Raw genomic sequence first — 16,713 nt, 5'->3', positions numbered from 1 at the left:
ATCGGAGGAGGGTCGAGGAGGGAACGAGGGTCAGCCGAGACCGGCCGAGATCTTGCTCCAGGAGGCGTCGAGGGATTCGATCGTCTGGGTGTACGCCTGATGCGCGCCCTCGACCTGGTCTTGCAGGCCTTCGGCCGCCTGAGTCATCGCCTCGGCGCCGAGCTGCCACTTCTCGAACATGCCGAGGAAGTTGGCCATCGCCGGCCCCTGCCACTCGTTCGGAAGCATGTACGCGAAGCCGCTCGCGCCCTGCTTGAGCGCCGTGCAGTACGTGACGAGTTCGCCGAGCATGTCGGCGAGCGCTTTCAGGTCGGTCGTGTCGGCTTGTTGCTCAGTCACCGTTCACCTCCGACGCAGGCAGGGCCGCGGATGCCGTGTGCATCTCGATCTTCGGAACCATCGGCTCGCCGTCTTCGCCGAGGCGGAAGACGCCCTCGCCGATCGAGTCGTCGTCTCCGTCGCCGTCGGAGTCGCCGGCGCCGCCACCGGTCGCTCGCCCGGTGCCCTTGCGCGCGCCGAGCGCACCGCCGCCGAACTGCTCGACCTCGTCGTCGCCCGCGTAGTCGCGGCCGAAGAACTCGGCCATGTCCTCGGCCCGCTCCTCGCCGCGCTCGACACGGGTGCCGAGCTTGCCCGAGTTCGCCCGGACCGCCGAGACCGCGCCGACCCGCCCGTCGAACGACCGCTGCACCCCCGATTCGTTCTGCGTGTACGAGCCGTCGGCGGCCATGAGGCCCGACTGCAGGGCCGCGAGCGACTGGCGGACGAACCCGGCCGTGGTCACGAACGTCGCCCAGCCCTCGGCGAAGCTCTCTGCGTCGTCGCCCTTCCAGGTCACGTCGACCGTGCGCTTCACTTGGGCGTCGACCGTCGAGAGGTTCGCGTCGAACGTCGACAGCACCGTGCCGAGCAGCGCGGCGACCTCGCTCAGCGCATCGGCGCGGACTCTGAATGCGACCACAGGGTTCCCTTCCGAACGACCGGGCGCCGAGGCGGTGGGGCCCCGGCGCCGTCTTCAGCGACGATCAGCCGTTGAACGTGCTCGCGATCGCGTTCTCGCTGTCTTCGTACGAGAGGGCGGCCTGGTTCAGCAGGTCGCTGATGCCCTGGAGGGACTCCTTGAGCTGCAGGCCCGCCTGATCCCACTGCGAGTAGAGCTCGTTGAAGCTCTGCGATGCCGTGCCCGACCAGTCGCCCGAGATGAGCCCCTCGACAAGCGACTTCAGGTTCGAAAGCTGCGACTCGATCGACTGCGAGCCGCTCGAGAGCTGGCCCGCGACGCCGGCGAGCGAGTCGGAAGTGACGCGGATCTCCGCCATGATTTTCCTCCGTAGGGTGGATGCCTCGTGTGAGCGTTGTTCCGGAGCGCTCGCTCCGGAACCAGACGTTCGAACACGATACCTGTTCTGCGCGCGATACCACGATGGGGAGTGCTCCCCTGTGCATCGGGCGCGTCTCCAGTCCGAGTTGGGTAAGGTCGAGTGACTTCCGCCCTCACCGAAAGGTCGCCCGTGCGCCCCAACGACGCGACGCTCGCCGCTCGCCCCGAACAGTTCCGGTATCGCCGCTCGATGCCGCGCACGATCCTGCTCGGCGTCGCAGCCGTCGCGGCGTTCATCGCGCTGGCCCTCGTGCTCGTGAACTTCGAGTCGATCCGCGAGAACGCGAGCGACATGACCGGTCGGCGCTCGGGACTCAAGGGCATCGTCGCGCCCGGCCTCGTGCTGCTCACCGCCTTCTTCGGCGTCCTGTTCGCCTGGCTCGCCATCGCTGTGTCGCATGTGTGGGAGCGAGTCGAAACGGGCGTGCGCCTCAAGCCCATGTACTTCACGGTCGACGGCGACGTCGCCGTCGGCAACGCCCTCTACGAGCGGTTCCTGACGGGCGACCCCGCGAAGTACCGGCCCATTCCTAATCACAAGAAGGGCGCGCTCACCGTCGGCGTGTATCGCGCCGACGCCGATCGACTGGCGTTCGTGACGATCGAGATCCGCGGCGGCAAGCAGGTTCACCCGTGGCCGCTCATCACGATGAGCGACCGCGCCTACGGCCTGATCAGGCGCTTGAACCACGGCGACCTCGTGCGCAGCCCCGGCGCGCTCGACGCGGTCCTCGACAGCTGATGTCCGACCCGTCGCCCGTGGCGCCGGCCGCCTTCCGGGCATTCGTCGATCGTGCGAAGGCCGACACGGCACGCAGGTGGAACACCGGACTCATCACCGTCGGCGGCCTCGCGGTCGTCATCGCGATCGCCGGCATCGTCGCGCTGGCAGTGACCGGCTTCGGCTCCTGGCTGACGCTCGCGCTCGTCGCCGTGTTCGGCGTCGTCGGCGCCGGACTCCTCGTGACGAGCGTCCTCCGCGGCCGCATCCTCCGCATCCTCGCTGGCGACGTCGACCAGGCCGTCGCCTGTGCGGTCGACGACCACGGCGTCGCCCTCGCGAACTCCCCCGTGATCCCGTGGGATCAGGTCGTCTTCGTCGGCGTGCTCAACGACCGTCCCCGCACCGACCGCCTCCGAGGCATCCCGATCTTCAACTGGGGCGGACGCGCCGCGCTCAAGGCCGGCAACGGCACCATCCTGTGCGAGATCGCGGTCCGCGACGGAGAGGCGTTCCGTGCCGCCTTCACCGACCGCTCGGCCGCGAAACGCGTCGGCCTCTACCCGCGCTGGCCCGACGGCGTCCGCCACGGTCTCCTCCCGCTCCTCCTCGACTCGGTGCTGTCGGAGGAGACCACGCAGGCGGTCGTCCGCGTACTGTTCGAGCAGGCCCGGGCACGAGGCATCCCCCATGCGCTCTTCGAATCGAGCTTCGCCTTCCTGAAATGGAAAGGCCCGCTGCTCGACCACGACTGGCCCGAGCTCGGCTGAACCTCAGGCCGCCGCCTGGATGACGAACGAGAGATCGCCGAGCCACACGCGGTCGCCGATCGCCGCGGCGACCCGCGTGCCGGCGCCCTCGAGCGGCAGTTGACGGCCCCCGCGCTCGAGGCGGGCGCCGTTGGCAGAGCCCGCGTCGCCGAGCGTGATCGTGCCGTCGGCGACCTCGAGGAAGAGGTGCACGCGCGACACCGACCGGGTGTCGTCGAGGACCTCGACCGAGCGGATGCCCATCGCGAGCGCCGTGTCGGCGGGCTTCCGGCCGAGGACGACGCTGCCCGACACGACCGCGCGCTGCCCGGTCGAGAAGACGAGCTCGACCCGGTCGAACGCGGGCCGCGGAGCGGCTGCGGGCGCTGGAGCGGCGGGAACCTCGGCACGGGCTCCGGGAACCTGCCACGGCAGCGACTGCGGCAGCGGGACCGGCTGCACAGGTGCCGCGGGCACTGCGGGCACGGGCACAGGCGCCGCGCCCGAGGCATCCGGTCGCGCCTGCGGCGCCTCGCGAGGCGCCTGGAACTGCGCGGGCACGGGCGGCCGCGCGGGTTGCCGGGGGATCAGCTGACCGCACGACACGCAGTAGCTGCTGTTCGGCTGCAGCGTCGCGTCGCAGAAGACGCAGCGGGCGGATGCCACGGAGATCGTTCCTTCCTCGGCGGGCGTAGGGGCGCCCGGCTCAGTCTATGACGCGGACCGGAGGGTCACTGCCGGATGGTCACTGCCGGATGTCGGGGACGCGCACGGGCAGCCAGCCCGCGGGGGTCGTGAAGACGGCCGAGCCGGGCGTGCCGCGTCCGAGCATGAACTTCGGGATCGGCGAGCCGACCGCCTGGGTGCCCATGATCGCCGACTCGGGTCGGAGGACGAGCGCACGCCGCGACCGCTTCGCCTCGACGATCGGCCCGCCGAAGAGGGTCGAGATCGACTCGGAGTCGGCGGCGACGATGAACGCGGCACGGTGCTTCACGCCGGTGAGCGCGTGCTCGATCGGCGCGTTCTTGTACTGCTCGGCGTCGTCGACGACGATCGTCGCCGAACCGCCGACCCCCGCGATGCCGTCGAGGACCTCCCCGAGCTTCACGGGGTCGGTGTCGCCCGCCGACACGACCGTGATGCCGTGGCCGGCCGCGACCTCGGTGAGGATCGACTGACGGCCCGACACGACGAGGATGGGCGTCTGACGCCACGCGAGCTGGTGCACGATCGCCGCGAGCGCCGACGAACGACCCGACTTCCGGCCGCCCGTCACGACGAGTCCGCCCTCGGCGGGCCAGTCGATCGTGAACCGCGAGAGCAGGTCTCCGCCGACCGCGACGACCGGTCCGTCGGCGGGCCCCGAGTCGCCGAGCGGCAGGTCGTACGCGGCGGTGAGGGCGAAGTGCCCCGGCAGCGGGTCGACGCGGAACGGGTTCGGCAGCGCCTCGAGCTGCGGGAACTGGTCGTAGTGGTCGCGCACCTGCTCGACGATGCGGCGGAGTGCCGTGGTCTGCGCCTCGCCGCTCGTGTCGCGGACGAGCACCGCGAGCTGCGCCTCGGCGCCGGCGGCGCCGAACAGCACGCGTCCGGGTGCGAGATCGAGCGGGATGTCTCGGGCGAGGATGCCGGCCGTACGGTAGTCGGAGATGTCGCGGAGCGGCAGCACATATTGCTCGTCGATGAACGACACGATCTTGTCGCCCGCGATGTTGCGGTCGCCCGTCACGAGCACGCGGACGCCGACCGCGGGGCCCTCGCGGAGCACCCGCATGAACTGGTCGCGGAACGTCACGAGCTGGTCGGGGTTCATCGTCGACTGCATGCGCTCCCAGCCGTCGACGACGACGCCCATGTAGGGCAGCCGGGTCTCGGGGGCGGCCTGAGCGCGCTGCTCGGAGATGTGCCCGACGCCCGCGGCCGACAGCACGGCCTGGCGACGCCCGAGCTCTTCGAGAAGGCGCTGCACGAGCCGCGGCTGACGGTCGGCGTCGAGCTGCGTGACGACGGCGCCCGTGTGGGGCGCGTCGACGAGTGGAAGGAGTGCGCCGTTGCCGAAGTCGAAGACGTAGAGGTGCAGGTCGGCGGGTGAGAAGACCTGCACGAGCTGGCCGAGCATCGTGCGGAGGGCGGTCGTGCGACCCGACATCGACCCGCCGAGGAAGAGCACGTGCGAACCCGTCTCGACGTTCCAAGTCAGGCTCCGCTGGGACTGTTCGCCCGGCACGTCTTCGAGACCGAGCACGATCGAGCGCTCGGGGATCGCCTGATCATGGAACTTCTCGAGCGGCAGGACGTTCGGCAGCGGCATGAGCCACGGCGACGGGTTCTTCGGGATGCCGAGTTCGTGGGTCGCGGCCGAGATGAGGTTGACGAGCGCGCGGAGGTCGGTGTCGTCGTGGTCGGTGTTCTGCGCGTGCGACGAGGCGGACTTCGGGTAGCGCACGGGGTAGCCGAGGGCGTCCCACGCGAGCGCCGCCTTGCGCGGCAGCAGCTTGACGGCGCGCTGGACTCCGGGGCGGATGCCCGCGACGCGCGCCGTCTGGAACGGCGACGGCGCCGCGCCCGCGGCTGCGCGCACGTATCCGCGACCGGGGTTGGCAGCGCTGATGAGCGCCGCCTCGCCCGAGCCCAGGATGTCGGAGGAGTCGCTGCGGTCGGTGACGCGCAGCGCGATGCGAAGGTTGATGTTCGACTGCATCTCGGCCGTCACGACGCCCGACGGACGCTGCGTCGCGAGCACGAGGTTGACGCCCAGCGACCGTCCGACCCTCGCGATGCGGACGAGCCCGTCGATGAACTCGGGGAGCTCGGTCTTCAGCTCGGCGAACTCGTCGATGACGATCATGAGTCGGGCGAGCCCCCGCGCGGCCGACGTGTCGGGATCCTTCGACCACGCGGCATCCACGTCTTTCGCGCCCATGTCGCGCAGGACCTTCTCGCGCCGCTTGAGCTCGGCGTCGAGCGACGCGAGTGCGCGCTCGGTCTCGCGCGCGTCGAGGTTCGTGACCATGCCGACCGTGTGCGGGAGTCGCTCGCAGTCGGCGAACGCCGACCCGCCCTTGTAGTCGACGAGTACGAAGTTGAGCGCGTCGGGGCGGTTCGCCATCGCGAGCGACACGACGAGCGCCTGCAGGAACTCCGACTTGCCGGAGCCCGTCGTGCCCGCGACGAGCGCGTGCGGACCGTCGCGGGAGATGTCGATCGCGAACTCGCCGTCGGCCGACGCCCCCACGACGACGAAGGTGTTGCGCGGCTGCGTCGACCACCGCCGCACGATCGGCTCGGGGTCGTCGAGGTCGACCTTCAGGAGGTCGACGAAGCGCACGCTCGTCGGGAGCATCGCGTCGTCGCCGACGCCGCTCACGTGACGGATCGAGCACAGGCTGCGCGCGACCCGCTCGCACTGCGGCACGGAGAGCCCGTCGAGGAGGACGACCGGGAAGTAGTCGGACGCGGTCTCGACGCGGGCCACGGCGGGGTCGGAGGCATCCACCTCGACGACGCTCTTCGCCTCTTCGGGAAGCCGGGCGCGCTCGGAGTCGAGGGCGAGGATGTGGATGCCGTGGGCGCTGCCGTGCTCGAGGAGCTGCACCATGCCGGGCAGGAGACGGTAGTCGCGCGCGCCGTCGACGACGACGAGGATGTCGGGCAGCGGCTCGGCTCCGCGCTGTCCGGCGATGCGCGTGCGGTGCTCGAGGGCGACGCCGAGTTCGCGCACGCGCTCGCGGCGCGTGTCGTCGGTGTTGCCGATCGTCGCCGCGGGGCCTCCGGGCGCGTGCAGGTGCGGCAGCCACTGGGTCCACGACCACTCGTCGGCTGCCGCGTCGGGGCAGATCACGACGATCTCGGCATCGCGCGGCGAGCGCAGCGTCGCGAAGCCCGCGAGCATCGAACGGGCGACGTTGCGCACGGTGGCTTCGGGGCCGGCGATGCCGACGGGTCCGTTCGCGAGGTCTGCTGCGACGGGGGCCGGCGAGACGCCGACCCGGCGCGGCGACGTGCGGTCCTTGCCGCCGCCCTCGAAGCGCACGTCGAGGTCGGTCTCGGTCACCCCGACCCGGAGCGCGAGCGCGTCGGGGTCGGTGCGGCGCCGCTCCCACAGCCGCGACAGCGGGCGGGTCGCGATGTCGGCGATCGTGACGGGGTCGGGCATCCCGTGCCACGCCGCGAGACGCTGGAGGCGGGCGAGCTCGGCGATGCGCCCCTCGGCGGTGCGCACCTCGTCGATCCACTCCTGCTCGCTCTTCACGCCCTTCTTCTTCGCGAGGCGGCGGTTGGTGAGGAAGGATCCGACGACCATGATGGGGCTCGCGGCGGCCATGAGGAGCATGATGGGCCGCTGGAAGACGGCCGCCATCGTGATGCCGAGGACGACGGGCATGATGGCCGACAGCCACGGCATGGGCGACTGGTCGGAGTCGTCGGGCTTGTCGCCCGGGAGGGCGACGACGGGCTGCGCGGCGGCGGGGCGGATGCGCGAGGGACGGTTGAACGCCCGGTCGCCGAGGGCGTCGCGCGTGAGGTCGGCGTCGGGGTAGGGCGCCATTCCGAGGCGCAGGATGCTGCTGCCGACCTGGACGAGGTCGGCGGGTGCGATGCGGGTCGGGCCCGAGATGCGTTCGCCGTTGACCCAGACCTCGGCGCCGGGAGCTGCCTCGACGGTCGCGGTGAGCGGCGCCGGACGGCCGTCGGCGCTCGCGTCTCCGCCGATCGCGATCGACGCATGGTGCGGGTGCAGGGCGCCGTCGGCGATGACGAGCGAGCAGGTCGCGCCCGAGCCGACGGTCGCGATCGCGCCGCGCGACGCGGCGATCGATTCGCCCGCGAACGGACCGCCGACGATCTCGAGACGCACCGCTCCGGCCGCGGACTCGGCGCGCGGCGCCGTTGGGACGGTCGCCCCCGACACGAGCGCGCTCTCGGCGAGCGGCGTCGCGGGCACCGCGGCCGGGTCGAGCGCGTCGGCGGGCACGCCGAGGGAGTCGGCGACCTCGCCGACGGTCGTGGCCTCGTCGGTGTCGAGGAGCCACGTGCCTGCGGCTTCTCCTCCGCGGGGGTCGATCGTGACACGCAGACTCATGCGCCTCGCCTTCCGTCGCCGGTCATCTCGCTCCCACCCGGTCGAGCACGGCCACGAGCGCGCGGAGCGCGCCGTCGGGTCGGCCTTCGTCGTCGACGGGTGCGAGGGGCGGCACAGCGGCCGCCGCTCCATCGGTCTGGGGGCCCGGCGCGGCGGGCGCGGGGCCGGGAGTCAATGCTCCGGATGCCTCGGGGGCGAACGTCACCGAACCGAAGGCGTGCTCGCCCGAGGGCGTCGCGACGTGGAATCCGAACTGGTCGGCGGCGGCGCCGCCGAGGACCGCGGGCGTGTAGGTCGCCCTGCCGTCGGGCGCGCACGAGACCGTCCCCCGCAGGGCGGCGCCGCACGCGACGACGACGAACCCGTCGGCGTCGGCGCCGAAGACGAGGTCGGCGAGGTCGAGCTCGGCGGGGCCGTCGCCGGGAGCGGGGACGACGAGGTCGAGCGCGAGGAGCGGCGAGCCGACGGGCGGGACGACCGAGACCGGCAAGGCGGCGACGGGCGAGGAGCCGCCGAAGTCGTCGCGGTAGCGGAACGAGACCTCGGCGGCGCCCCGGTACCCGCTCGAGGCGCGGAACACGAGGTGGGTCGGCGTCGCCCACACCTCGCCCGCCGATGTCGGCTCGACCCCTCCCGCGACGAGTCGTCCGCCGTCGGCGCACGCCGTGCACGCGATGCCGAGGTCGGCGAGCGGAACCCGCAGGAGCGAGCCCGCGACGACGGGTCGCACCGCGGCCGCGGGGGCCGCCGCAGGCGGGGTGGGCGGTTCGAGGGTCACGCGGTACCGCACGGTCGTGGAGACGTGCTCGTGCACGAGCGGCACGGGGATCACGACGACGCCCGCCTCGGGGTCGTAGGCGTCGGCGGCGAGGTCGATCTTCGACTCGTCGCAGGCGACGACGAGCGGCGACGCCGCGAGCGGCACCGAGCAGTCGGCGATGCGCCACGGCCGGCCCGGTTCGATCGTCGCGGCGCCGAGGTACGGGACGGCGACCTCGCCCGGTCCGAGCGGCGCCGGCTGCGAGGCATCCGGTTCGCCCGAGGCATCCGGACCGCCCGAGGCATCCGGACCGACCGACGCACCCGAGCCGGCGGCGAACGCCGGCGAGTCGAACCCGCCTGCGCCGCCGAACCCCCCGATGGCCGACGCGACGAGCACGGCGAGCGCCGTCCACCGCAGCGCGAGCCGCTGCCGTCGGTGCACCACGTCGTCCTCCCCTGGGCGCCGCAGGGGTCGCGCGCGCACCGATATAGCATGGTACGCGGTCGGCGGACGCCGGCCTGACCCGTCAGGAGTCCGCCCCCTATGACCGACCCCGTTTCGCAGGCCCCCGCCGGCCGAGCGGTCGTCGGCCGCGCCCCCGGCCAGCCCGACCTCGCAGGGCACGCCGGCGCCCGCGCGCTCGGCAACGGCTCGTCGGTGCTCCCCGAACTCGCCGAAGCCCCGTCGAAGGCGCGGCATTGGTGGCGTCATCCGGCCTTCCTGGTCTCGTCGATCCTGACCGTGCTCGCACTCGGCGCCGCGGTCGCGTGGTGGATCGTCTCGGTGCTGAACGACGACAGCGTGAAGGTCGACGCGCTCACGATCTCGGTCGAAGGCGGCATGGCGCACCTCGACTGGTCGGGCCCCGACGCCGCGTACGCGCTCTTCGCCGTCACGGGCGACGGCTCCGCAACAGACCTCACGCAGTGGGTGCGCGGCACCGAGGCGTTCGTGCCGCAGGCGGCGGGCGTCTTCGACGATGCGACGTGCTTCGTCGTGCGTCCTGCGCACGAGCAGGGCGCGGTGTCGCTCCAGGCATCCGACCTGTCTGGTCAGCGCGGCGCGAGCGCATGCGTCGCCGACGCGGGGTCATGAGGCGCCGTCGGGTCGCCGCAGGCGTCGCGGTCGCGATCCTCGCAGGAATGACCGGATGCTCCGCGGCCGCGCCGCAGCCGACCGCACCGCCCGTCGACTTCTCGGCGGTCGAACCGGGCGACGGCAACGGGCTCTGGCTCATGCGCGACGACGCGCTCCTCGCCGAGGTCGTCGCGGCCGTGCGCCGGGGCGGTCCCGTCGCCATGACGGGCACCGTCACCGAACTCGTCGTCCCCGAGTCCGACGACCCGTCGGGCGCCGCCGACCCCGTGCCGGGGCGCACGCTGTCGCTCGACTACGCGGGTCGACCCGACGCATTCGCGGCGACCCTCGGCGGCGGCGACGTCTCGGCAGAGATCCTCGTCGACGGCGGAACGACCCGCCTTCGACCCAACGCCGCCTACGCCGCCCGGCTCGGCCGCGACGTCGACACGGTCGTGTGCACGGTCGGCGCGGACGCGGCCGTCTCGGCGTGGGCGCCGCTCACCGACCCCGCCGCGCTCCTCGAAGCGCTCCTCGCGGGCGGCGCGCTCAGCGCCTCGCGTCCGGTCGATCAGGGCGACGACACGGTCGAGGTCGCGATCGGGTCGGGCGAAACCGTCGTCGGCGTGCTCGAGGTCGACCGGTTCGGCCCGCCGCTCCCGCGCCGGCTCACGCTCGCCGATCTCTCGGGCGACGCCGATCTCGCGTTCGCGTGGGGCGAGACCGTCGACCTCGCCGCGCGGGCGGCCGCGCTCCCCTGTCCGTAGCGACGTCGAACACGCCGGCGGCTCAGCCCCGGGGAACGGCAGCTCAGCCGCGGAACTGCGGCCCCGCCGCGAGCTCGCGGTCGTACGCTTCGAGCGCCTCCCGGTTCGCGGCCGTCACCTTCTTGCCGCGGGCGGCGACCCAGCCGCCGAGCCAGATCGGGATCTCGCGCGCGATGACGCCCGCGATGATCGCGAGCGGGTCGAGCCAGCGCTGCGCGATGAAGGCGTTGGCGTCGTCGAGCGTGAGCGTCCACGCGGGCACTGTGAGGAGCGCGCCTCCGACGTACGCGAAGTAGACGAGCACGCCGACGAGGAGGCCGAAGACGGCGTACGTCCAGTAGGAGCCGCGGTTGACGATCGCGGCGAGCAGCGCGAACCCGACGAACGCCGCGACGACCGGCACCCAGTACGCGGGTGTGACGAGGAACTCGAGGAGCGGCGAAGCCGGGTCGGCGTCGCCGCGGAGGAGGAACACGAGATAGGACGCGCCCGCGTAGAGCGCCGCGAACGCGACCGCGCCGATGAGCGCGACGAGCACGCCGAACCCGCGGTTGCCCTTCGCCGCGGGCGGCGTCGGCGCCTGCACGTACACGGTCTGCGGCTGATAGCTCGGGGCCGGAGGCTCGGGTGCGAGGGTCGCGGCGCCGGCCGCGACGGCGGTCGCCGCCGGCGGCACGTAGGTCTCGCGGCGGACGGAGTCGGCCGGGATCGGCTCGGGGAGCACTTCGGTCGCCTCGACGGACTCGATGACCTCGGCGGCTTCGGCTGCGGCGGCGGCGTTCGCGCGCGAGACGGCGGCGTCGAGTTCGGATGACTCGGCTACGAGGGAGGCTTCGGCCGCGGCGGTCTCGGATGCCTCCGCCGCATCGTCTGCGGCGGCGACGGCCTGTTCGACCTCGTCGGCGATGGGCTCGTCGGCGATGGGCTCGTCGGCGATGGGCGCGTCGGCACCGGGAACGTACTCGGCGACCTCTTCTTCGGCCGCGTCGGCGGCGTCGGCCGCCGCCTCGGCAACGGCGTCGGGGGTCGTCTCGGGCTCGCGCCCGTCGTTCGAAGTGCTCATGTCGCGCTCCTCACCGGGGCACCCTCGTCCCCGCGGTCGGCCAATGCTAGCAACGGGGCGGCGCCGAATCGCGGATCCGACCCGGCTATTCGCGCGGGACGCTCAGGTTTCGAACCGATCGATCGCCGCGATCCATCCGTTGAGTACCTCGATCGCCTCGGCGAGGCTCCGGTCGACGCCGCCGTCGATGGCTGGGGCGAACCACTCGGACTCCCAAAGCTCGTTCGTCACGATCGTCGGCGGCCAGGTTCGCTTCTCAACGCCCGCGGCCTCGGCAACCAGCGCCCGAGATTCGAAGACGTCGACCGCGGCCGCCCTCACATCGGCGAGATCCGCTGCCGTCGGGTACAACGCGTCTTTGATCAAGACCAGGTCCACGAGATCTCGCACCCTGAGATTCGCCTGGGTCGGCGGTCGATGGGGGTCCGAGCAGGCGTGGAGCTTCTGCGCCACTTGATCTCGAGGACGCCCCACGGCTCGGCGAGGGCGGAGTCGACAGTCCGCTCGAACTCTGCGACCGCGCCCCGGAAGAGCGTGTCGAGGTCCTTCGTGGCCCGCGCCCGAAGATCGAGGGCACGCTCGATGAAGACTCCGCCCTTGACCACGAAGAGTGGGGTCCCGTCGTGCATGTGCGCCCGCTGCAGCGCAGCGGCGACGATCGTCGAGGCGAGCACCCAGCGGGTCCGCTCTCCGCGTGCGCCGATGAGCCGCTGCGCCTGGGTCACCCATTGATCGAGGATGCCTGTGCTCGACGGCGTCCGAGACTTGACGGGAAGCATGGCGAACGGGTCTTTCATCGTGCGCGGCTCACCAACTGCTCGAGGACGGCCTGTTGATCCCGGGTGATTTCGCCTCTGCTTCGCGCTTCGACGATCGCCTGCTCGATCAGCTGGGCTGGCACATGCGTGTCGATCGCCTGTCGAATCGCAGTGAACGGCTTAACGCAGCGGATCCCTTCCCACCATCCGAGTTCGCTCTCGTCGAGATCCTCGTGATGGACGACGACTCCCTGCCCGCCCGCTCTGCGGATCCGCTCGCCGACCGGAACCGTGACGTGGATGTCGGGCGGATTGATGTCCGATAGCTCGAGCAGGCTCAGCGCTGTGTCATGCGACAACACGGCTGCAGGTCTTCCGGTCCAGAGAACTGCGAATCGGTAGTCGGCAGCTCGACTGTGCGGAAACTCCTCGAACCGGTAGACCCCGAATGCCTCTCGACTCAGTTTGCCGCGATGCGCGAGTTCGGCGAGCGTGTTCTTATCGAGCCCGAGGACTTTGAGGTCGTGCGCGGTCACGTAGCCGTCTTGCTCGACGGCGACGTTCCAGAGCTCCTGGCGTTCGGTCATATCGCTTCCATCCTGGCAAATGTCTATCGAAAAAGATAGACAATTGACCCAGAACTGGCGGCAGCCGCCGCACACGAAACCGCCCCGGGGCAGGTCGCCGGGGCGGTTCCGTCTGTGCCCGCAGGGGGGTGCGGGTCACTCGGCGGGGGTCAGTTCTCCCCCGCTGCTTCTTGCGCGCCGGTGTCGGTCGCGGTCGAGCCGACCGCTCCCGCATCGACGAGCGAGTAGATGAGTCCCGAGATGCTCGCGCTGTACTTCTGCGGCCCGGCCTCGACGGGGATCTCGACGCCATCCTCGTTCACCTGCGTTTCGGCCTGCACGCTGCTCGCCTCGACGGCGTTCACGAGCATGAGCCGCTCGCCCGTCTGGAGGCCGTGCACGAACGCGAGCACGTTGGCGTATTCGCCCTCGATCTCGATGCCGATGCCGAGGTAGGCGAAGTTCGCGGGCGTGAGCGGCCCGAGGCCGACGGGTTGCGCCGACCCCGAGACATCCGCCGCCGTTTCGGCCGACCCGTCGGACGAGGCGTCGCCCGAGGCATCCGCCGTGTTCTCGTCCTCGATGGGGGCGCTCTCGGCGGGCGCCGCGACCTCGAACGCCGCCGCGTCGCTCACCGTGATGCGCGTGAGCGTGACGCCCGTCTGGGCGGCGAGCGCGTTGAGCTGGTCGATGTAACGGGGCACACCCGTGCCGGCGGGCACCGAGCGCGACGCGAGGTCGTACTCGGCACGGAGCTGCTTCTCGTCCTTCTTGTCGCGCTCGAGCTGGTCGAGCACGGCCTGCTGGGCGGCGTTCTGCGCGTCGACGGTCTGCCGTTCGGCGTTGATCGACGCGATCGAGGACAGTTGCGGCTGGATTCCGATGAACCACGCGAGGAGCGCGATCACGATCATCGCGGCGACGGAGCCCACGACCCAGAGTCGGTTCTGCGCCATCTCACTCACCTCCGTTCTCGGTCGATGCGGGTTCGCCGTCGCCTTCGGCCTCGGGCGGTGCGAAGCGGTCGGTGAAGACGGCGTCGCCGACGTGCATCGTGATGTTGACCGTCCACGTGCCGTCCTCGTTCGCGGTCGTCTCGCCCGGCAGTGCGTCGGCGTAGCCGGGGAGGGTCGCGAGGTTGTCGAGCCAGCGCGGCACGTCGGGGAGCGTCGTGCTCGTCGCGGTGAACGCGATCGTCGCGATGCGCTCGCCCTGGAGCGGCGCGGTCGACTGGGCGTACTCGGCGAGCGGGCTCGCGGAGTCGAGCTTCAGCTGGGTGATGACGACGCCCGCGGGGAGGGTCGCCTGCACCTGCTGCAGGTAGTCCTGCCAGTCGATCTCGGTCGAGACGCCGATGCGCTGCGCGGCCTGCACCATCGTGACATCCGACCGGAGCTGGCGGATCTCGCCGTACTCGGTCTGCGCCTGCAGCAGGTCGGTCGTATGGTTCCGGGCGGCCTCGAGCTGGAGCGCGGTCTGCATCTGCCAGAAGAAGACGCCCACGGTCGCGGCGCCCGCGACGACGACGGTCGCCGCGACGCCGAGGAGGAGCCCCGTGCGGACGCTCTTCGCGGCCCGTTCTTCTCGGATCTCGGCGGGGAGGAGGCTCGCGCGCGGCTCGCCGCCCACGAAGCCGCGGCCGCCGGCCCTGCTTTTGTCGCTCATGCTGCGCTCCCCAGTGCGAGGCCGACGGCGACGGCCATGTGGCGGGGGTCTCCGAGGAGGCCCTTGCGTTCGAGCCGCCGCCCGAGGGCGACGCCCGCGAGCGGGTCGACGTGCTCGACGGGGAGGCGGGCGAGGTCGCTCAGCGCTCCCGCGAGCCCCTTGAGCTGCGCGCCGCCGCCCGAGAGCAGCACGCGCGTGACGGGCTCGTCGGGGCGGGTCGACTGATAGTAGGCGATCGTGTTGCGGACGCTCGCGAGCTGCTCGCGCACGACGCTCGCGATCAGTCCGACCGCCTCGCGCCCGTCGGGGGTCTCGGCGTCGACGAGTCGCAGGCCGAGGTCGCGCTTGAGCGCTTCGGCGGCGGGCGGGTCGGCGTCGAGACCGCTCAGAAGTTCGGCCGTCACGCGGTTGCCGCCCGTCGGGACGATGCGGATGAACTGCGGCACGCCCTCGCGCACGACGACCGTCGTGGTCGTCTCGGCGCCGATGTCGACGACGGCGACGGTGCCGGTGATGCCGGGCCGCGTGACGATCGCACGCGTGAGCGCGAACGGGATGAGGTCGACGTCGGTCGCCTTGAGGCCGGCGCCCTGCACGGTGCGGACGTTGCCGAGCACGGCGTCCTTCGGGGCCGCGATGAGCAGGCCCTTCAGCACGGGCCCGTGCTCGCTCATCGCCTCGGCCGTCGGCGAGAAGTCGAGGACGGCGTCGGTGACCGCCATCGGCAGCACGTCCCGTGCCTCGAACGGAAGCGAGTCGCGGATCTGCGCCATCGTCGCCTTGCGAACGGTGAAGTCGCGCGCGAGGACCTTCTCGTTGCCGACGCCGAGCACGACGTCTCGCGTCGTGAAGCCGCCGCGCTGCCACAGGGTGCGAACGGCCGTCGCGACCGTGTTCGATTCCTTCACCTCGCCGCCCACGACGGCGCCCTCGGGCAGCAGCACCTCGGCGTAGTGCGTGAGGACCGGTTTGCCCTTCTGCGTGCCGCCGATCTCGGCGGCGCGCACGGAGCTGTTGCCGATGTCGATACCGACGATGCTCTTGGCCATGGGTTCGTCCTTCGTTCGGGTTTCAGGTGCGGTGTTCGGGTGGGTGTTCGGGTAGTCGGGTAACGGGTGGGTGATCGGGGCGGATGTCTCGGGCTGCTGATTTCGGATGTCTCGGTGGGTGATCCGGATGCCTCGGGGCCGACTCGTCGGGACCGGCCCGCCCCGGGGCATCCGGACGCTTTATGGGAGCCCTGCGACCGCGACCCCCGAGAGCGACAGGTACCAGCCGGCGACCGCGGTGCCGACGATGAGGCCGGTCCACGCGCCGAGGAGCATGGCGGGGCCGAACGGCACGCCCGTCTTGCGGTCGGCGCGGCCGAGCGCGAGGAGGACGATCGCGACGACGCCGCCGTAGAGGAACGCCGCGAACGCGCCGACGACGAGCTCGGGCCAGCCGAAGTAGCCGAGGACGATGCCGATGACGCCCGCGAGCTTGACGTCGCCGAGGCCCATGCCGCCGCGCGACACGTACGCGAGCAGCAGGTAGGCGGCGAAAAGCGCCGCGCCGCCCGCCGCCGAGCGCCAGATCGCATCGGGGTGGCCGCTCACGAGCGACGTGACGACGACGAGCCCGCCGAGGCCGATCGCCGCAGGCCCGACGATCGCATTGGGCAGCCGGTGGGTGTCGAGGTCGATGAGCGTGAGCGAGATCGAGACGCCCGCGAACACGAGCAGGATGACCAGTTCGAGGATGCGGTGCACGAGCATGCCCGGCGACGCGTTCGCGATCGCGCCCGCGGGCCCTGTGAAGATCCAGCCCGCGATGGCCGCGAACGCGGCGCCCGTCGTCAGCTCGACGAGCGGGTAACGCGCAGAGATGGATGTCCCGCAGTCGCGGCACTTCCCCCGCAGCGCGAGCCACGACAGCACCGGCACGTTGTCGTACGCGCGGATCTGCGACCCGCACTGCGGACACGTGCTCGGGGGCGAGACGAGCGAGCGCCCCGCCGGCACCCGGTGCACGACGACGTTCAGGAAGGAGCCGATCGCAAGGCCCAGGACCCCTGCGACGGTGATCGTGAAGGCGGGGATGAACTCAGCGGTCGTGGGGGTCATCTCGGGGCCCCG

Annotated in this window: 18 protein-coding genes; 4 read left to right on the top strand and 14 right to left on the bottom strand. The window is 71.8% G+C overall.

Annotated elements, in window-relative coordinates; all coding sequences use genetic code 11:
* Positions 1–30: 30 nt before the first annotated feature.
* The 3 genes from ET445_RS07080 to ET445_RS17190 all read right to left on the bottom strand — a co-directional run bounded on the left by ET445_RS07080 (position 31) and on the right by ET445_RS17190 (position 1,319).
* A complete protein-coding gene (locus ET445_RS07080) occupies positions 31–339 on the bottom strand; it encodes a WXG100 family type VII secretion target (RefSeq protein WP_129190120.1) in 309 nt (102 codons plus the stop codon).
* On the bottom strand, positions 332–961 hold the full coding sequence (locus ET445_RS07075; RefSeq protein ID WP_129190118.1) for a WXG100 family type VII secretion target: 630 nt from the start codon (positions 959–961) through the stop codon (positions 332–334). Before ET445_RS07075 ends, ET445_RS07080 begins: the two co-directional genes overlap by 8 nt.
* A gap of 64 nt (positions 962–1,025) precedes the next feature.
* A complete protein-coding gene (locus ET445_RS17190) occupies positions 1,026–1,319 on the bottom strand; it encodes a WXG100 family type VII secretion target (RefSeq protein WP_165314328.1) in 294 nt (97 codons plus the stop codon).
* A 162-nt stretch (positions 1,320–1,481) separates the two neighbouring features.
* Between ET445_RS17190 and ET445_RS17185 the strand changes: the two genes are divergently transcribed.
* Complete coding sequence (locus ET445_RS17185) at positions 1,482–2,123, top strand: hypothetical protein (RefSeq protein ID WP_165314327.1); 642 nt, start codon at positions 1,482–1,484, stop codon at positions 2,121–2,123.
* A complete protein-coding gene (locus ET445_RS07065) occupies positions 2,123–2,872 on the top strand; it encodes a hypothetical protein (protein WP_165314326.1) in 750 nt (249 codons plus the stop codon). The genes ET445_RS17185 and ET445_RS07065 overlap by 1 nt, the downstream gene beginning before the upstream one ends.
* A gap of 3 nt (positions 2,873–2,875) precedes the next feature.
* On the opposite strand, the gene ET445_RS07060 is transcribed toward ET445_RS07065, so the two are convergent.
* The 3 genes from ET445_RS07060 to ET445_RS07050 all read right to left on the bottom strand — a co-directional run bounded on the left by ET445_RS07060 (position 2,876) and on the right by ET445_RS07050 (position 9,144).
* Positions 2,876–3,517 (bottom strand): FHA domain-containing protein, encoded by a 642-nt coding sequence (locus tag ET445_RS07060; protein WP_129190112.1) that lies wholly within the window; start codon positions 3,515–3,517, stop codon positions 2,876–2,878.
* A 79-nt stretch (positions 3,518–3,596) separates the two neighbouring features.
* Positions 3,597–7,937 (bottom strand): FtsK/SpoIIIE domain-containing protein, encoded by a 4,341-nt coding sequence (locus ET445_RS07055; protein WP_129190110.1) that lies wholly within the window; start codon positions 7,935–7,937, stop codon positions 3,597–3,599.
* 22 nt (positions 7,938–7,959) lie between these two features.
* Complete coding sequence (locus ET445_RS07050) at positions 7,960–9,144, bottom strand: hypothetical protein (protein ID WP_129190108.1); 1,185 nt, start codon at positions 9,142–9,144, stop codon at positions 7,960–7,962.
* A gap of 99 nt (positions 9,145–9,243) precedes the next feature.
* Here ET445_RS07050 and ET445_RS07045 point away from each other — a divergent pair, with 99 nt between their 5' ends.
* Positions 9,244–9,795 (top strand): hypothetical protein, encoded by a 552-nt coding sequence (locus tag ET445_RS07045; protein ID WP_129190106.1) that lies wholly within the window; start codon positions 9,244–9,246, stop codon positions 9,793–9,795.
* A complete protein-coding gene (locus ET445_RS07040; protein WP_129190103.1) occupies positions 9,792–10,544 on the top strand; it encodes a hypothetical protein in 753 nt (250 codons plus the stop codon). Before ET445_RS07045 ends, ET445_RS07040 begins: the two co-directional genes overlap by 4 nt.
* A gap of 43 nt (positions 10,545–10,587) precedes the next feature.
* Here the strand turns inward: ET445_RS07040 and ET445_RS07035 are convergent, their stop codons facing one another.
* The 8 genes from ET445_RS07035 to ET445_RS07000 all read right to left on the bottom strand — a co-directional run bounded on the left by ET445_RS07035 (position 10,588) and on the right by ET445_RS07000 (position 16,701).
* Positions 10,588–11,607, bottom strand: a complete 1,020-nt coding sequence (locus tag ET445_RS07035; protein ID WP_129190101.1) for a hypothetical protein — start codon at positions 11,605–11,607, stop codon at positions 10,588–10,590.
* A gap of 102 nt (positions 11,608–11,709) precedes the next feature.
* On the bottom strand, positions 11,710–12,060 hold the full coding sequence (locus tag ET445_RS07030; protein WP_341769743.1) for a nucleotidyl transferase AbiEii/AbiGii toxin family protein: 351 nt from the start codon (positions 12,058–12,060) through the stop codon (positions 11,710–11,712).
* On the bottom strand, positions 11,970–12,404 hold the full coding sequence (locus ET445_RS07025) for a hypothetical protein (protein WP_129190097.1): 435 nt from the start codon (positions 12,402–12,404) through the stop codon (positions 11,970–11,972). The genes ET445_RS07030 and ET445_RS07025 overlap by 91 nt, the downstream gene beginning before the upstream one ends.
* Positions 12,401–12,952 (bottom strand): type IV toxin-antitoxin system AbiEi family antitoxin domain-containing protein, encoded by a 552-nt coding sequence (locus ET445_RS07020; protein WP_129190095.1) that lies wholly within the window; start codon positions 12,950–12,952, stop codon positions 12,401–12,403. The genes ET445_RS07025 and ET445_RS07020 overlap by 4 nt, the downstream gene beginning before the upstream one ends.
* Before the next feature lie 149 nt (positions 12,953–13,101).
* Positions 13,102–13,887 carry a hypothetical protein gene (locus tag ET445_RS07015; RefSeq protein ID WP_129190093.1) on the bottom strand — a complete coding sequence of 262 codons (786 nt, stop codon included), beginning with the start codon at positions 13,885–13,887 and terminating at the stop codon, positions 13,102–13,104.
* Between the two features lies 1 nt (position 13,888).
* On the bottom strand, positions 13,889–14,596 hold the full coding sequence (locus ET445_RS07010; protein ID WP_129190091.1) for a hypothetical protein: 708 nt from the start codon (positions 14,594–14,596) through the stop codon (positions 13,889–13,891).
* The gene (gene pilM / locus ET445_RS07005; RefSeq protein ID WP_129190089.1) at positions 14,593–15,645 is read right to left on the bottom strand and encodes a type IV pilus assembly protein PilM; all 1,053 of its coding nucleotides are present in this window, start codon (positions 15,643–15,645) and stop codon (positions 14,593–14,595) included. The genes ET445_RS07010 and pilM overlap by 4 nt, the downstream gene beginning before the upstream one ends.
* Before the next feature lie 180 nt (positions 15,646–15,825).
* Positions 15,826–16,701 carry a prepilin peptidase gene (locus ET445_RS07000; protein WP_129190087.1) on the bottom strand — a complete coding sequence of 292 codons (876 nt, stop codon included), beginning with the start codon at positions 16,699–16,701 and terminating at the stop codon, positions 15,826–15,828.
* Positions 16,702–16,713: the final 12 nt, after the last annotated feature.

It is taken from the genome of Agromyces protaetiae (assembly GCF_004135405.1).
In the GTDB taxonomy this organism is placed as follows: Bacteria; Actinomycetota; Actinomycetes; order Actinomycetales; family Microbacteriaceae; genus Agromyces; species Agromyces protaetiae.
Note: the sequence above shows the minus strand (reverse complement) of the source record. Positions and strands in the feature narration are given on the sequence as shown.

Excerpts from the sequence above, each read along its gene's own strand:
- ET445_RS17190 (WP_165314328.1), bottom strand. The coding sequence starts at position 1,319 with ATGGCGGAGATCCGCGTCACTTCCGACTCGCTCGCCGGCGTCGCGGGC.
- ET445_RS07065 (WP_165314326.1), top strand. The coding sequence starts at position 2,123 with ATGTCCGACCCGTCGCCCGTGGCGCCGGCCGCCTTCCGGGCATTCGTC.
- ET445_RS07055 (WP_129190110.1), bottom strand. The coding sequence starts at position 7,937 with ATGAGTCTGCGTGTCACGATCGACCCCCGCGGAGGAGAAGCCGCAGGC.
- ET445_RS07045 (WP_129190106.1), top strand. The coding sequence starts at position 9,244 with ATGACCGACCCCGTTTCGCAGGCCCCCGCCGGCCGAGCGGTCGTCGGC.
- ET445_RS07040 (WP_129190103.1), top strand. The coding sequence starts at position 9,792 with ATGAGGCGCCGTCGGGTCGCCGCAGGCGTCGCGGTCGCGATCCTCGCA.
- ET445_RS07035 (WP_129190101.1), bottom strand. The coding sequence starts at position 11,607 with ATGAGCACTTCGAACGACGGGCGCGAGCCCGAGACGACCCCCGACGCC.
- ET445_RS07025 (WP_129190097.1), bottom strand. The coding sequence starts at position 12,404 with ATGAAAGACCCGTTCGCCATGCTTCCCGTCAAGTCTCGGACGCCGTCG.
- ET445_RS07020 (WP_129190095.1), bottom strand. The coding sequence starts at position 12,952 with ATGACCGAACGCCAGGAGCTCTGGAACGTCGCCGTCGAGCAAGACGGC.
- ET445_RS07015 (WP_129190093.1), bottom strand. The coding sequence starts at position 13,887 with ATGGCGCAGAACCGACTCTGGGTCGTGGGCTCCGTCGCCGCGATGATC.
- ET445_RS07010 (WP_129190091.1), bottom strand. The coding sequence starts at position 14,596 with ATGAGCGACAAAAGCAGGGCCGGCGGCCGCGGCTTCGTGGGCGGCGAG.
- pilM (WP_129190089.1), bottom strand. The coding sequence starts at position 15,645 with ATGGCCAAGAGCATCGTCGGTATCGACATCGGCAACAGCTCCGTGCGC.
- ET445_RS07000 (WP_129190087.1), bottom strand. The coding sequence starts at position 16,701 with ATGACCCCCACGACCGCTGAGTTCATCCCCGCCTTCACGATCACCGTC.